The organism is Pseudomonas sp. MM211, from assembly GCF_020386635.1.
In the GTDB taxonomy this organism is placed as follows: domain Bacteria; phylum Pseudomonadota; class Gammaproteobacteria; order Pseudomonadales; family Pseudomonadaceae; genus Aquipseudomonas.
Window position 1 is genome coordinate 2,095,111 of sequence record NZ_CP081942.1, and the last position, 14,857, is coordinate 2,109,967.

General features: G+C 61.5%; 14 protein-coding genes and 1 pseudogene. 6 read left to right on the forward strand and 9 right to left on the reverse strand.

The annotated features are described in order from the left end of the window. Positions 1–25: 25 nt before the first annotated feature. Positions 26–943, reverse strand: a complete 918-nt coding sequence (locus K5Q02_RS09525) for an ABC transporter substrate-binding protein (RefSeq protein ID WP_225838581.1) — start codon at positions 941–943, stop codon at positions 26–28. A 300-nt stretch (positions 944–1,243) separates the two neighbouring features. Between K5Q02_RS09525 and K5Q02_RS09530 the strand changes: the two genes are divergently transcribed. Continuing rightward, positions 1,244–2,041: a hypothetical protein gene (locus tag K5Q02_RS09530; RefSeq protein WP_225838583.1), complete on the forward strand. Its 798-nt coding sequence runs from the start codon at positions 1,244–1,246 to the stop codon at positions 2,039–2,041. A 32-nt stretch (positions 2,042–2,073) separates the two neighbouring features. Here the strand turns inward: K5Q02_RS09530 and K5Q02_RS09535 are convergent, their stop codons facing one another. Together K5Q02_RS09535 and K5Q02_RS09540 are read right to left on the reverse strand one after the other, a co-directional pair. Next, positions 2,074–2,412 (reverse strand): zinc ribbon domain-containing protein YjdM, encoded by a 339-nt coding sequence (locus tag K5Q02_RS09535; RefSeq protein ID WP_225838585.1) that lies wholly within the window; start codon positions 2,410–2,412, stop codon positions 2,074–2,076. A 77-nt stretch (positions 2,413–2,489) separates the two neighbouring features. Continuing rightward, complete coding sequence (locus K5Q02_RS09540) at positions 2,490–2,894, reverse strand: RidA family protein (RefSeq protein WP_225838587.1); 405 nt, start codon at positions 2,892–2,894, stop codon at positions 2,490–2,492. Between the two features lie 227 nt (positions 2,895–3,121). Between K5Q02_RS09540 and K5Q02_RS09545 the strand changes: the two genes are divergently transcribed. Further along, on the forward strand, positions 3,122–4,015 hold the full coding sequence (locus K5Q02_RS09545) for a YihY/virulence factor BrkB family protein (protein WP_225838589.1): 894 nt from the start codon (positions 3,122–3,124) through the stop codon (positions 4,013–4,015). Here K5Q02_RS09545 and K5Q02_RS09550 read toward each other — a convergent pair. The 3 genes from K5Q02_RS09550 to K5Q02_RS09560 all read right to left on the reverse strand — a co-directional run bounded on the left by K5Q02_RS09550 (position 4,008) and on the right by K5Q02_RS09560 (position 6,183). After that, a complete protein-coding gene (locus K5Q02_RS09550; protein ID WP_225838591.1) occupies positions 4,008–4,490 on the reverse strand; it encodes an LEA type 2 family protein in 483 nt (160 codons plus the stop codon). The genes K5Q02_RS09545 and K5Q02_RS09550 overlap by 8 nt on opposite strands. 58 nt (positions 4,491–4,548) lie before the next feature. After that, a complete protein-coding gene (locus tag K5Q02_RS09555; RefSeq protein ID WP_225838593.1) occupies positions 4,549–5,394 on the reverse strand; it encodes a DMT family transporter in 846 nt (281 codons plus the stop codon). A gap of 153 nt (positions 5,395–5,547) precedes the next feature. Continuing rightward, positions 5,548–6,183, reverse strand: a complete 636-nt coding sequence (locus tag K5Q02_RS09560) for a TetR family transcriptional regulator (protein WP_225838595.1) — start codon at positions 6,181–6,183, stop codon at positions 5,548–5,550. A gap of 202 nt (positions 6,184–6,385) precedes the next feature. Here K5Q02_RS09560 and K5Q02_RS09565 point away from each other — a divergent pair, with 202 nt between their 5' ends. From K5Q02_RS09565 to K5Q02_RS09575, 3 genes and pseudogenes are all read left to right on the forward strand, one after another. Further along, complete coding sequence (locus K5Q02_RS09565) at positions 6,386–7,531, forward strand: efflux RND transporter periplasmic adaptor subunit (RefSeq protein WP_225838596.1); 1,146 nt, start codon at positions 6,386–6,388, stop codon at positions 7,529–7,531. A 14-nt stretch (positions 7,532–7,545) separates the two neighbouring features. Then, a pseudogene (locus K5Q02_RS09570) lies at positions 7,546–10,688 on the forward strand (efflux RND transporter permease subunit). Continuing rightward, positions 10,685–12,133 (forward strand): AdeC/AdeK/OprM family multidrug efflux complex outer membrane factor, encoded by a 1,449-nt coding sequence (locus tag K5Q02_RS09575; RefSeq protein WP_225838598.1) that lies wholly within the window; start codon positions 10,685–10,687, stop codon positions 12,131–12,133. The pseudogene K5Q02_RS09570 and the gene K5Q02_RS09575 overlap by 4 nt, the downstream one beginning before the upstream one ends. A gap of 66 nt (positions 12,134–12,199) precedes the next feature. Here K5Q02_RS09575 and K5Q02_RS09580 read toward each other — a convergent pair whose 3' ends face one another. The 3 genes from K5Q02_RS09580 to K5Q02_RS09590 all read right to left on the reverse strand — a co-directional run bounded on the left by K5Q02_RS09580 (position 12,200) and on the right by K5Q02_RS09590 (position 13,980). After that, entirely contained in the window at positions 12,200–12,859 is a 660-nt protein-coding gene (locus K5Q02_RS09580; RefSeq protein ID WP_225838600.1) for a DedA family protein, read from the reverse strand. Positions 12,860–13,050: 191 nt separating this feature from the next. Next, the gene (locus K5Q02_RS09585; RefSeq protein ID WP_225838602.1) at positions 13,051–13,497 is read right to left on the reverse strand and encodes a hypothetical protein; all 447 of its coding nucleotides are present in this window, start codon (positions 13,495–13,497) and stop codon (positions 13,051–13,053) included. Between the two features lie 120 nt (positions 13,498–13,617). Beyond that, positions 13,618–13,980 carry an RcnB family protein gene (locus K5Q02_RS09590; RefSeq protein WP_225838604.1) on the reverse strand — a complete coding sequence of 121 codons (363 nt, stop codon included), beginning with the start codon at positions 13,978–13,980 and terminating at the stop codon, positions 13,618–13,620. Positions 13,981–14,199: 219 nt separating this feature from the next. Here K5Q02_RS09590 and K5Q02_RS09595 point away from each other — a divergent pair, with 219 nt between their 5' ends. After that, positions 14,200–14,589, forward strand: coding sequence for a DUF3592 domain-containing protein (locus K5Q02_RS09595; protein WP_225838606.1), 390 nt, complete (start codon positions 14,200–14,202; stop codon positions 14,587–14,589). Positions 14,590–14,857: the final 268 nt, after the last annotated feature.

Sequence of the window (14,857 nt, forward strand, 5' to 3'; positions counted from 1 at the left end):
GGGCTATCCGAGCCCACCGGCATTGTCAGCGATAAGCCGCCAGCACCTGGTCGATCTGCAGATCCAGGCTCTGCAGGCCGCCACCGGAGAGGTACCACAGCGGCGGATCCAGGTAGACGATACGTTTGGCCTGGGCGGCTGGTGTGGTGGCCAGTGGCGAGTGGGCCAGGGTGGCTACGTCCAGCGGTGTTGCGCCAATGGCAGCGCTGCGGTCGATGATGAAAATCACTTCCGGGTTGGCAGCCGCGATGGTCTCTGCCGTTATCGCTTGCGGGCGCTGACGGGGCGCGCCGGGTGCCTGAGGCGCTGGAGCGGGCAGGGTGCGTTGGGCTTGCAGCAGCGAATAGATCACCGGCTGCTCGGTTGGCGAGAAGCGGCCATCGTTGTGGGTCAGCACCAGGGTGCGTTTGCCTGAGGCTGCGATGACTTCGCGAGCCTGGTCGGCTTTGCTGCGCAGTGCGGCGAGTGCCTGCTGCGCCTCGGTGGATTTGTCGAAGATTTGCCCGAGCAGCTCGACGTTGTGAGCCACACCGTCGAAGTAGTCGCCCGCCGTGATGCCCATATCCAGAGTCGGTGCCACTTGCTGCAGAGCATCGCGGCTTTCGCCCTGGCGCCCGGTGATCAGGATCAGTTGCGGCTGCAGGGCACGCACTGTGTTCACGTCCGGGGTCTTCATGCCGCCGGCATCGCGCAACTCACCGGCCTTGTCCGCCAGGTAGGGCGGCACACTGGCGGGAGTTGCCACCACGCGATCACCAACGCCGAGGGCGATCAGCGTGTCGTAGCTGCCGTAATCGAAGCTGACGACCCGCTGCGGATCGCGAGCGACATCGACCTGCCCATCGGTTTGGGCGACGCTGATGGTGGCGGCACGTTGCTGGGTGTCGTGGCTGCAGCCAGCAATGGCCAGTGCCAGCAGTGTAAGCAGAGTGACCTTCTTCACCTCAATGATGCTCCTTGGCGTGCTGGATCTCGACTGATATGCCGAAATCTTCAGGGCGGGGAACATAGCATTCGTTGCTGATCGAGAAGCTTTCTCAACGGGTAAAGATTGCAAATGTACACGCTGAAAGCCTTTGACCGTGGGCTTTGTAAGGCTAATTTGCGCCGTCGGAAAACTTTGCACGGTGTTCGGCGGTCTATGTCGCAGGCTGGCATGCGTCTTGAGCGCAGCGCCGTAACGGGCATAACGGCAAAACCTTGCTAGTGTTATGTCATCTGCGGAAGGATGGATCGTGAGTTAATGGATTACTCGCACGCCTCTCGAGCTTTCAACACACCTACCGCCACTGCGCTGGCGGCGCCTCTCGTGCCTCTGCGCGAGGCATGTTGGCAGGCGCTGATACTGCTGGTGTTGGCGCTCTTTCTGAGTGGCTGCGCCCGCAATCAGGATAACCGCGCTTTCCTCAGCAACAGTTCGCCCGCAGCGCCCAGCGAACTGTTCCAGACGCATTCAGACCGGCTTGCCACCATCGGCATGCGCAACAATCTCAATAGCCTGTATCGCCTGATGGGCAAGCTCTACCAGCGCAATCCGCGCGAATGGCGCAAGAGTGGACTGGGTGATCGCGAGGCCACTCAACGGGCGGTACAACAGGCTATCGAGCAGGGCAGGCCGCCTGCCTCACTGCAAGGCCGGCAGGATATCGTCGCCCTCAGCTACGCGCTAAGCCCAGAGTTCCAGGGGGATCGGGTCGGTGCCTTCATCTATGCCATCGGCAGCATGCTGGTCACCGCCCATGGCGGCAACACCCAGTTCTACATCACCGACACCATCGACGCGCAGTTCGTGCACAACGCCGCGCGCAATATCGAGAAGGCCACCTGGCTACTGGCGACCCGGCGGGATGCTCAGGGCAATCCGTTGCTGCTGTCCAACGAGCTATCCGACCAGGGTCGCAACCTGAGCTTCGCCGTGGAGTTCGGCAAGATCGTTGCGCGCCTGGATTACCTCAGCGACGTGCTCGACGAGCGCTACCGGCGTATCGGCGTGAATTACGCCCATAGCCTGATGTTCCTGAACTTCCTGCCGGTGCAGTGAACGCTCGCCAACGCAGGCGAGCAGTTAGCTGATCAGACCTTCCTGACGAACTCGGACTTGAGTTTCATTGCGCCGATACCGTCGATCTTGCAGTCGATGTCGTGATCGCCATCGACCAGGCGGATGCCCTTGACCTTGGTACCGACCTTGACCACCAGCGACGAGCCCTTGACCTTGAGATCCTTGATCACGGTGATGGTGTCACCGTCCTGCAGCACGTTGCCGACCGAATCCTTGATCACCTTGGCGTCATCGGCCGCTTCGCTGGCGTTGGCCGACCACTCGTGGGCGCATTCCGGGCAGACCAGTTGGGTGCCGTCTTCGTAGGTGTATTCGGAGTTGCAGGCGGGGCAGGGTGGCAGCGTGCTCACGGGGGATCCTTCTGAGACCAATGATAAAAAGGCCGCAGATTATATAGGGTTTTAGCTGTTGCCGGTTGATCGCTGTTTCAGGCGTCCGGGAGCAGCGCCTCGGCTTCGATTTCGATCAGCCACTCGGGCTCCGACAGGCCAGTGACCACGATCCAGGATGTTGCGGGAGGTCGCTCGGGGAAGAACTCGCGCAGTGCCCCAACGATGCAGGCTTGCTCGTCGCGGGCTGCAGCAGCGATATAGATGCGCAGCACCAATACGTCCGTCATGCTGCCGCCAGCGTGTTCGAGGATCTTGCGAACGTTGTGCAAGGCGGCGACGGTCTGACTGGCCAGATCCTCGCCAACCAGGCGTTCCTGGGCGTCCACCCCGATCTGCCCGGACAGGTGAATACGCCGTCCGCCCTGGCTGATTACCGCCTGACTGAAGCCATATTGCAGAGTGTCGAATACCGAATCCGGGTTCAGTGTCTGCCTGTGCATCGATGCCTCCGTGGCCATAAAAATGGCCAGGCAGTCTAGGCCAGACTTGTGCGTGGGATGATCCGAGAGTATTGCCAGTTGTACGATGCAGGTGTGGATAACCCGAACTCCTATCGTGTTCGGTACCTCCAACCGGTAGCAGCCACCTTATCCGGGATCGCGTGCTGCATCTGCCAATGATTCACCGGGCCGCGAGCGGGCGATCCGGCATAGCCAGTGGAGGCGCTATGTTTTTACCCAAGTTAGAGGGTGTCAGCCTGTTCCAGGTGATGAAGAAAACGGTAAGTGACTTCATCGAGGACGAGCTGCCCACCTACGCGTCAGCCCTGGCTTTTCAGATGTTCTTCTCGTTGTTTCCCTTTCTGCTGTTTCTGGTCGCGCTGATCAGCTTGCTGGACATGCAGCCGTTCTTCGACTGGCTGCGGCAGCAGGCCGAACTGGTACTGCCGCAATCGACGGTGGAGCTGGTCAACCCGGTCATCGATCAACTGCAGACCCAGAAGGCCGGCCTGTTCTCGATTGGTATCGTGGTGGCGCTATGGACGGCCTCGTCGGCGGTGCGCTCGACCATGGACGCGATGAACAAGGCCTACGGCGTGAAAGAGGGGCGCAAGCCCTGGAAGCGCATTCCCCTGTCGCTGCTCTACACCATTGGTATCGCCGCCGCGCTGCTCACCGCTGCTGCACTGATGGTGCTCGGCCCGCAGGTGATGAGTTGGCTGGCGCAGCAGATCGGCATCGAGCAGATCGTCGTTACCCTGTGGAACTGGCTGCGCTGGCCGGTGGCGATTTCCCTGCTGATGATCGTCGTGGCGGTGGTGTATTTCGTGGCGCCCGATGTCGAGCAGCGCTTCCGCTTCATCACCCCGGGCTCGGTGCTGGCGGTGGTCGTGTGGATCGCTGCATCGCTGGGCTTCGCCTATTACGCGCAGAACTTCGCCAACTACAACGCCACCTACGGCAGCATCGGGGCGATCATCATCTTCCTGCTCTACCTGCATATTTCCTGTGCGGTGCTGCTGTTCGGCGCCGAGCTGAATGCGGTGATCGAGCATTTCTCGCAAGAGGGCAAGAAGCCGGGGGACAAGGAGATCCTGCCAGAAAACGAGCCCGCTACCTGACGGCGGGCTGTGCCGGTGGCCAAGTCAGTTGCCCGCTGTCGTTGAAGCGGCGGGTACCGAACAGGCCATCGGCGAGTTTGCCGCGTAGTTGATACGGCAAGCTCTGGCCAGGCTGATAGCCGCTGGCGCCCCAGGCCTGCCGGAACACTGAATAGGCGGAGATGGTTACCGGCACGCTGATCACGGTCTCGCCAAAACGCGGCACCTGGCCGCTCTGGTCACTGACGCCCCGGGCCAGGGGCTGATCATTGATATCCAGCTGCAGCGACACGCCATTGAAGTCGATGGCGCTTTCGTTGGGGTTCTGTACCCGCAGCTTTACCGCGAAACGTACTTCCAGCCCTTCACCCGGCAGTGGTTCGAGGCCGACCAGATCGATATGCAACGGGTCGCGCGGCGCCCAGCTGGCGCAGGCGCTGAGCGCCGCGACCAGGAGCAGGATGGTCAGGTGGCGCAGGGATGCTGCGAAGCGCATGGCATATCTCCGATGGCAGTCGATCATGCAGTTGTGACAGCGCGTGGCATCGTTCGACTCAGACCTTTGCGTGCTGCTTGGCGCCAAGCACCAGCGCGATTCCGCCCAGTACGGCCAGTGAACTCAGGCTCAAGCGCAGGCTCAGCGCTTCGCCGAGCAGCAGGCTGCCAGCCAGGGCGGTGATGATCGGCACGCTCAGTTGCACGGTGGCCGCCTGAATGGCCTTGAGCTCGCTGATGGCTGTGTACCAGATCGCGTAACCGAGGCCGGACGCCAAGGCGCCAGATGCCAGGGCATAGACAACGCCGGGCATGTCCCAACTGGCGCTGCTCATCAGCACCAGGCTGAGCAGCACGGCGATTGGCACGCAGCGCAGGAAGTTGCCGGTGGTGGCGGCAAGTGCGTCGCTGGCACCGCGACCCAGTAGCGAGTAGGCGCCCCAAGCCGCGCCCGCGATCAGCATCAGCAACGAGGGAACAAGTGCGGGTGCACTGGCGCCGGGCAGCAGCAGTACCAGTAACCCGGCGAAGGCCAGCAGCAAACCGGCAAGGCTCGCCGGGCTTGGCCGCTCACCCTGCCACCAGCCCCATAGCAACATGCTGATCTGCACCGCGCCGAATAGCAGCAGAGCGCCTGCGCCGGCATCCAGGCTGACGTAAGCAAAGGAGAACGCTGCCGCATAGATGAACAGTGCGCTGGCGCCATACCAGCTACCACCGACGGGGAAGCTGCGGTGGCGCAGGCGCAGGAGCAACGCCAGCATCAACGCACCGCTGAGCAGGCGCAGGCTGGTAAAGGTGGCGGGGTCGATCTGCGTGGTTGTCAGGGCCAGACGGCAAAGCAGAGAGTTGCCCGCGAAGGCGAGCATGGCAACGGCAGTGAGGAGCAGAGTGCGTACTGGCATTGGCCATCCTTTTGTATAGGTCTGGCGATGAATCGAGCCGCTCAGGTGCGGCGGCAGTCTGCTACCTCTGCGCTGATTGGTGGACGGATGTAAACACAGCTGATGTTGCCGGAGTATGCCCAGAAGGTCTTAGAGCAGGACAGCAGCGGGGCGTTAGGCGCTGCGCAGTGCCTTGCTGTGCAGAAGCATGTCGATCATCGCTTCCACCATCGCATGGGCATGGGCACCGAGATCGTAGGCCTCGGGGTTGAGCAGCCAGTGTGCCTGGATGCCATCCATGTAGGCGTGCAGGCAGATCGCTGCGCGCTGGCAGTCGAGGTCGACAGGCAACTGGCCGCGGTTCACTGCGTTGCGTAACGTCTTTGCAATGCGCTGATCGCAATCTTGGTTGAATGTTTGCATCTGTTGGCGCAGGTCGCCGAGTTCGGCAGTGTATTCGCATTTGTATTGCAGGATTTCTCCCACGCGGCGGCACTGGGCGTTGCTGTACATGCGCAGAAGTAGCTGCACCAATAACTGGCGCATGCTGCCCAGCGGGTCGGGCTCGTCCTCGCTTTCGCAAGCCCGGGCCAGCTCTTCCTGGGGCAGCATGAGGCGGTCGAGCATGGCCTGGAATACGTCGACCTTGTTCTGGAAATGCCAGTAGATGGCGCCGCGCGTCACACCGGCCGAGGTCGCGATATCGGCCAGCGAAGTGCTGGATACGCCTTTGGCATAGAACACCCGCTCGGCCGCATCAAGAATGTGCGTACGGGTTTCTTCGGCTTCCTCTTTGGTGCGTCTCACCATGTGGGCAGGTTCCACGGTCGAAAAAGTGGATGAAAACCCTCATGCAGGGTCTTAGGCGTCCACAGTGTTACATAAAAGATGCGTTTACAAACATTCTCGGATGTAAGTATATTTACCGTCTATTCCTACTATCCACCTCGGCTATCTGCCTAGGTACCGCCCGTGCGGCTCGAATCAATATGAAAATGAGAGGCCCTTTCAGATGCAGAAGAAGCCAGCCTTCGCCGCTATGGTTTCCGCTATCGCTCTGGCCACGCTGACACTCGCTGGTTGCAGCGAAGATGCCGCGCCACCACCGCAACAGGCGCCTACCGTCGGTATCGTGACCCTGCAGGCCGAGCCCTACACCCTGACCACCGAGCTGCCGGGGCGCACTGCTGCCTTCCGGATCGCCGAAGTGCGTCCGCAGGTCGATGGCATCATCCAGAAGCGTCTGTTCAAGGAAGGCACGGAAGTCAAAGCCGGCCAGCAGCTGTATCAGATCGATGCATCGGTCTATGAAGCCGCTGCCAAGAGCGCTCAGGCCACTCTGGCGTCAGCCAAGTCGCTGGCTGAGCGCTACAAGGATCTGGTCGCCGATCAGGCCGTGAGCCGCCAGGCTTACGACGAAGCCCAGGCCGCCCGACTGCAGGCCGAAGCGTCGCTCGAGCAAGCGCGCATCAATGTGCGTTACACCAAGGTGATGGCGCCCATCGCCGGCCGCGTCGGTCGTTCTGCGGTTACCGAGGGTGCTCTGGTCAGCAACGGCCAGACCAACGCCATGGCGACCATTCAGCAACTCGATCCGATCTACGTCGACGTGACTCAGCCAACCAAGGATCTGCTGCGTCTGCGCCGCGAGCTTGAAAGCGGTCAACTGCAAAAAGCAGGCGACAACGCCGCCAAGGTTCAGCTGCGTCTCGAAGACGGCAGCAACTACGAGCATGAAGGCACCCTGGAATTCTCCGAAGTGTCGGTCGATGAGGGCACCGGCTCGGTCACCCTGCGCGCCGTGTTCCCCAACCCTGATCACAACCTGCTGCCCGGCATGTTCGTGCATGCGCGTCTGGCTGCCGGTGTGAACCAGCAAGCCATCCTCGCTCCACAGCAAGGCGTCACCCGCAACCCCAAAGGTGACCCGACCGCTCTGGTGGTCAACGCCGAGAACAAGGTCGAGCTGCGTCAGCTCAAGGCCGAGCGTACCGCGGGCAACCGCTGGTTGATCCTCGAAGGCCTGAACCCTGGCGACAAGCTGATCACCGAAGGTCTGCAGTTCGTGCAGCCAGGCGCCGAGGTGAAGACCACCGACGCGAAGAACGTGGCAGAACCGCAGCAGGCGTCGGCTTCCGACCAGGCTGACAACCGTTAAGGAGCGATTACACGATGTCGAATTTCTTCATCGACAGGCCGATTTTTGCCTGGGTGATCGCGCTGGTGATCATGCTGGTGGGCGGTCTGTCCATCCTCAAGTTGCCGGTCAACCAGTACCCGAGTATCGCGGCCCCGGCCGTAAGCATCCAGGTCAACTACCCGGGTGCTTCTGCACAGACCGTGCAGGACACTGTGGTTCAGGTGATCGAGCAACAAATGAACGGTATCGACGGGCTGCGTTACATCAGCTCGGCGAGCAACTCCGATGGCAGCATGGAGATCATCGTTACCTTCAACCAGGGCACCAATCCGGATATCGCCCAGGTTCAGGTACAGAACAAGTTGCAGCTTGCGACGCCATTGCTGCCTCAGGAAGTGCAACAGCAGGGGCTACGGGTCACCAAGTCGGTGCGTAACTTCTTGCTGGTGATCGGTGTGGTTTCCACCGATGGCAGCATGAGCAACCAGGATCTCTCCAACTACATCGTCGCCAACATGCAGGATCCGATTTCCCGTACCCCGGGCGTCGGTGACTTCCAGGTGTTCGGTGCCCAGTACGCCATGCGTATCTGGCTGGATCCGGCCAAGCTCAACAACTTCCAGCTGACCCCGGTCGATGTACGCACCGCCGTCCAGGCGCAGAACGTACAGATTTCCTCTGGTCAGTTCGGTGGCCTGCCGGCTGGCCCAGGCCAGCAACTCAACGCCACCATCATCGGCAAGACCCGTCTGCAGACGCCCGAGCAGTTCCGCGACATTCTGCTCAAGGTCAACCGTGACGGCTCCCAGGTACGTCTTGGCGATGTCGCCAGGGTCGAACTGGGCGGCGAGAACTACAACATTCGTGCACAGTTCAACGGCAACGCGGCATCTGGTCTGGCCATCAAGCTGGCCACCGGGGCCAACGCCCTGGATACCGCCAAGGCGATCCGCGCAACCATCGATGACCTCAAACCCTTCTTCCCGGCAGGGATGGAAGTGGTCATGCCGTACGACTCCACCCCCGTGGTGCAGGAGTCGATTCACGGCGTAATCATGACCCTGATCGAAGCCTTCGTGCTGGTCTTCCTGGTCATGTACCTGTTCCTGCAGAACTTCCGTGCCACCCTGATCCCGACCCTCGCCGTGCCCGTGGTGCTGCTGGGTACCTTCGGTGTGCTCGCGATGTTCGGCTACAGCATCAACACCTTGACCATGTTCGCCATGATTCTGGCCATCGGCCTGCTTGTGGACGACGCCATTGTGGTGGTGGAAAACGTCGAGCGGGTGATGCGCGAAGAGGGGCTATCGCCGCTCGAAGCGACGCGTAAATCCATGGGACAGATCCAGGGCGCGTTGGTGGGCATCGGCGTGGTGCTGTCGGCGGTACTGCTGCCCATGGCCTTCTTCGGCGGCTCGGTGGGTGTCATCTACCGGCAGTTCTCCATCACCATCGTCTCGGCCATGGTGCTCTCGGTAATCCTCGCGCTGATCTTCACGCCGGCGCTGTGCGCCACCATGCTCAAGCCCATCTCCAAGGGCGATCACCACGAGAAACGTGGCTTCTTCGGTTGGTTCAACCGCACCTTCGAGCGCAGCGTCAACAGCTACGAGCGTGGCGTGCGCGGTGTGATCAAGCGCAAGGCACCGTTCCTGATCATCTATGCGGCCATCGTCGCGGCAATGGTCTGGCTGTTCACCTTGATTCCGTCGGCGTTCCTGCCTGAGGAAGACCAGGGCGTGCTGTTCGCCCAGGTACAAACCCCGTCAGGCTCAAGCGCCGAGCGTACCCAAGCTGTCGTTGATGACATGCGCAAGTACCTGCTCGAAGACGAGAAGGACGTGGTCAACTCGGTGTTCACCGTGACCGGCTTCAACTTCGCTGGCCGTGGTCAGAGCTCGGGTATGGCGTTCATCATGCTCAAGCCGTGGTCGAGCGTACTGCCGCCGGTACCAGCGTATTCGAGCTGGCACAACGTGCACAGGGTCGATTCTTCGGCGGTGAATTCCGCGATGCCATGGTGTTTGCCTTCGCCCCGCCAGCAGTAATGGAAATGGGTAACGCCACCGGCTTCAACCTGTTCCTGCAGGATCGCGCCGGCGTCGGTCAGGCCACCCTGAACGAGGCCCGCGACAAGTTCCTGCAACTGGCCAACCAGAGCCCTGTGCTCAGCGCCGTGCGGGCCAACGGTCTGCTCGACGAGCCGCAGTACAAGCTGCTGATCGATGACGAAAAGGTACGCACCCTGGGTGTCTCCCTGTCCGACGTCAACAGCACCCTGCAGATTGGCTGGGGTGGTAGCTACGTCAACGACTTCATCGACCGTGGTCGAGTGAAGAAGGTCTATCTGCAGGGCGACAGCACCTCGCGGATGAACCCGGAGGATCTGAGCAAGTGGCACGTGCGCAACGACCAAGGGCAGATGGTGCCGTTCAGTGCCTTCGCCTCTGGCGAGTGGACGTACGGCTCACCGAAGCTGTCGCGCTACAACGGGGTGAGCGCTATCGAGATTCTCGGTGCGCCAGCGCCAGGCCACAGCTCCGGTGAAGCCATGGCGGAAGTCGAGCGCATCGCCGCCGAGTTGCCGCCAGGCATCGGTTTCGACTGGACGGGCCAGTCCTACGAGGAAATTCTCTCCGGCTCGCAAGCGCCAGCACTCTATGCGCTGTCCTTGCTGGTGGTGTTCCTCGCGCTGGCAGCGCTGTATGAGAGCTGGTCGATTCCGTTCTCGGTCATGTTGGTAGTTCCGCTGGGCATCATCGGTGCGCTGCTGTTCACCTTGGGCCGCGGGCTGTCGAACGATGTGTTCTTCCAGGTGGGCCTGATCACGACCATCGGCTTGTCGGCGCGTAACGCGATTCTTATCGTCGAGTTCGCCAAGTCGCTACACGAACAGGGCATGAGCCATCTCGAGGCGGCTGTGGAAGCTTGCCGCATGCGTCTGCGCCCGATCATCATGACCTCGCTGGCGTTCATCCTCGGTGTGATCCCGCTGGCGATCTCCAGTGGTGCAGGTGCCGGCAGCAAACACGCCATCGGTACCGGTGTGATTGGCGGCATGCTGACAGCAGCTGTTCTGGCTATCTTCTGGATTCCGCTGTTCTATGTGATGGTCAGCTCCATGTTCAAGGACAAGAGCGCCAAAAAAACTAATGATGAGGAGGCCGTCCAGTGAGGCAGTCCCTGTTGTCTCTGGCAGTCGCGAGCATCGTGCTCAGCGGCTGCACCATGATCCCCGACTATCAGCGCCCTGGGGCGCCGGTGGAAGGCGCCTGGCCACAGGGCCAGGCGTACGAGGGCAGCACCGTACAGGGCTCGGTCGCAGCGGCCGATCTCGGCTGGCGCGAGTTCCTGCGTGACCCGGCGCTGCAGCGCCTGGTGGAAACCGCGCTGAACAACAACCGCGACCTGCGCGTCGCCGCGTTGAACGTCGAGGCCTACCGCGCGCAGTACCGCATCCAGCGTTCCGAGTTGTTCCCCAACATCTCGGCCGATGGCAGCGGTACCCGTCAGCGTACGCCAGCCGACCTGTCGCAGACCGGCCGCTCCACCGTTGGCGGGCAGTACAGCGCCACCGTCGGTGTGAATGCCTGGGAAGTGGACTTCTTCGGTCGCCTGCGCAGCCTCAACGAGCAGACCCTGCAGCAGTACTTCGCCACTGAAGAAGCGCAGCGCAGCACGCAGATCAGCCTGATCGCCAGTGTGGCCAACGCCTACCTGACCCTGCAGGCCGACGAAGCATTGTTGAAGTTGACCCGCGAAACGCTGGGTACCTTCCAGCGCAGCCTGGAACTGACTCAGCGCAGCTTCGACGTAGGCGTGACCGATGCTCTGGCCCTGAGCCAGTCGCGCACCTCGGTGCAGACCGCTCAGGCCAATCTGGCGCAGTACACCCGCCTGGTTGCCCAGGATCGTAACGCTCTGGGCGTGCTGCTCGGCGGTGCCGTGCCGGCCGATCTGCCGCAAGGCGAAGGTCTCGACAAGCAACTGTTGGCTGAAGTCCCGGCTGGTCTGCCGTCCGATCTGCTGCAGCGCCGTCCCGACGTGCTGCAGGCCGAGCGTGAATTGCTTGCCGCCAATGCCAGCATTGGTGCCGCACGGGCCGCGTTCTTCCCGAGCATCAGCCTGACCGCCAACGCTGGCACTGCCAGCAGCCAGCTGTCGGGTCTGTTCGATGGCGGTTCGGGCACCTGGTTGTTCCAGCCGCAGATCAACCTGCCGATCTTCACGGCCGGGCGTCTGCGCGCCAACCTCGACTACGCCGAGATCCAGAAGAACATCCAGGTGGCGAGCTACGAGAAAGCGATCCAGACCGCCTTCCAGGAAGTCTCTGACGGCCTGGCCGCCCGTGGCACCTTTGAGGAGCAACTGCAGGCTCAGCGCAGCCTGGTGGAAACCTCCGAGAACTACTACGACCTCGCCGACCGCCGCTTCCGTACCGGTGTGGACAGCTACCTGACCCTGCTCGATGCGCAGCGTCAGCTGTTCAGCGCGCAACAGGAACTGATCGGTGTGCGTCTGTCGCAGCTCACCAGCGAGATCAACCTCTACAAGGCACTCGGTGGCGGCTGGAACGAACGTACTCAGGCAGCACCCGTCGTCGCTGCACCGCAGTCCTGATCGACTGCGGCCAGGCCAAAAAAAGCCCCGGAATTCCGGGGCTTTTTCATATCCGCGATTTGCCGGTTACGGCGTCTGTACACGGGCCGAGCGGTTCATCTTGTGGCGGATCAGCTGGATCACGCCCGGCAGGATCGAGACCACGATGATGCCGATAATCAGATAATGCAGGTTGCTCTGTACTGCCGGCAGGTTGCCGAAGAAGTAGCCGCCGTAGGTGAACAGGGTGACCCAGAGAATCGCCCCGACCACGTTGTAGGCGGCGAAGTGGGCGTAGTTCATGCGGCCCATGCCGGCTACGAAAGGCGCGAAAGTACGCACGATGGGCACGAAGCGCGCGAGGATGATGGTCTTGCCGCCATGGCGGGCGTAGAAGCCCTGAGTTACTTCCAGGTGACTACGGCGAAAGATCTTCGAGTCCGGGTTGCTGAACAGCTTCTGACCCATGAAGCGGCCGATGGTGTAGTTCAGTGCGTCACCGAGAATCGCTGCAGTGATCAGCAGCAGCACCAGCAGATGCACGTTCATGGTGCCGTGTACCGCGATGGCGCCGGCCACGAACAGTAACGAGTCGCCTGGCAGGAAGGGCGTCACCACCAGGCCGGTTTCACAGAACACGATCAAGAACAGGATCGCGTAGATCCAGGTGCCGTATTGGGCGGTCAAGGCCGCCAGGTGCTGGTCGATATGCAGAATGAAATCGATAACCAGGTGAATGAATTCCATCAAGGGCTCCAACGATATGCGCGGCCCGGCGCGTTCAGGGGCGGGCTGCTTGGGGGCGGCATTATGCTCGCGTCAGCGTGCAAAGGCGCATGCTGCATGGGTTAAGGTAGGAGTTTGAGCCGTCTGGAGGGCAAGCGTTCCGTGGATTGGTCGCGGGGCGACGAAAGCCCCGAAACGGGGAAGGGCTACGCTCAGTGGCGCGGCTTCTCGGGGATATGTAGCTCGGTGGTCTGGGCTTCCTTGGCCGGAACCGCAAGTGAGTCGCTGCCCGTGGCATCCTGCAGCGCACGCTGTTTGGCAGTGGCCGCCATCTGTTCGGACCAGGCGAGTTGCAGGTCGCGATACTGAGGGGCGACCGCTGCGCTGTTGAGACGCGCCTGCTCTTGCCAGAACGCGTTGTCGCCACGCCACCAGGGATCTTCGCCAGGGGCCGGGGGGGCAATCGGTGGCGGCATTTGGCGCACTGCAAGGGGCGCTGCTGCGGTGACTGCTTCCGGTGCCGTGGGCTGAGGTGCGGGTCGCAGCAGAGCGAACAGATAGACACTGCCATAAGCCAGTGCGGCGCCAACGGCAATCGCCGCGGCACCGCGTATGAGCTCGCTATGCGGGCTATGAGGGTTACGAACTGAAGCTTTCATCATCCATCCCTAGAAGAGAAAGGGCCGACACATGATCATGGCGGAAACGTTCGTGAATGATAGCCACTTACGCGGCGCTGATAAGCTTTATTTCCGTCTCGAAATGCTGCGCCAGAGCGGCTACTTGCCTTTGATGATGCGCTGGATGGTGCCCGTGTTGTTATTCAACAACACATAGTCGGTACCAATCTTCACCCAGTGCTCGTGTTCCTTGTCTTCCGGCTCGGGCAGGTCGTGCTTTTTCAGATCTTTGATGGCGTAATCTTCGCGCCAGTACTTGTGTGGCGCGGGGGTACCTTCCTTGAGATCGCCGATGTGCATCGGATCCTTGGCTTGCGGGTCTTCCTGATCAGGTTGCTGCTTGAGCACCTGCTCCTGATAGACCTCACGGGCCGGTTCCTGCTCTGCCGGATCGGCCGCATGGGCAAGGCCGGCGACCATCAAAGTGCCAAGCAAAACGCTGAGGGTAGGCGTGGTTTTCATCGGTGACTCTCCTTAATCCGTGTCCATGATTATGGACAGGAGGAGGTTGCAGAAAACTCAACCTAAATTTTCAGGTGCAGTCTGCGGCCTGATATTTCGGACGTGCGGTGTTACATACGGCAAGAGGGAGATCATACAACCGCCGAACGGTGGTGTTTCTCCATGAACCTTCGCTGCGCTAGTGCGCCTATTGTTGACGTTCAGCTATTCGAGTCAATCATGCCTGTTTCCGTGTTTCTTGCCCTGGTCTTCGGTTGCGTCGGTGCTGTGCTGGTGGGCATTGGCATGTCCCGTCGCCGCGCCAGCCAGGATTGGCTACAGGCTCAGGGGCGAATCATCGCCAGCGAGTGGGGGCTCAACACCTCGAGCCGCTATCCGCGTTTCGAATGGCGCGACGAACACGGCAAGCTGCACATGCACGAGAGCAGCATGAGCAGCTGGCGCCACTATCGCAAAGGCGATGCGGTAGCGGTGCGCTACGATCCGGCCTTCCCCAAGCGCGCGGTGATCGACACCCCGGTACAGCGTGGTGCCTCGTTCTTCTGGCTGGGCGTGCTGCTGTTGAGCATCGCCGGTCTGTTCCTGCTCGTCGAGCTGGTGCTGCAGTAACCACTCCCTCCGGTCGATCCCCCTCGGCCTGCGACGATTCAGCACATACGTCCAATCGATAAGCCGACCCCGGCGGCATAGTGGCCGCACGGTCGTCGTGCGCCTGAGCGCCCGTCACTTGTCACGTCGCTGGCCCTTGTATGGCCATGCGGTTCGTCGATTTCGCTACGGGAGATGCCCTTGAAGCCGTTGCTCCGCGCGTCGTCATCCGCCTTCGAGCGTCTCAGTGCGTGGCTTGGCTGCGTGCACCTGGCAGGAGGCCGGTGAC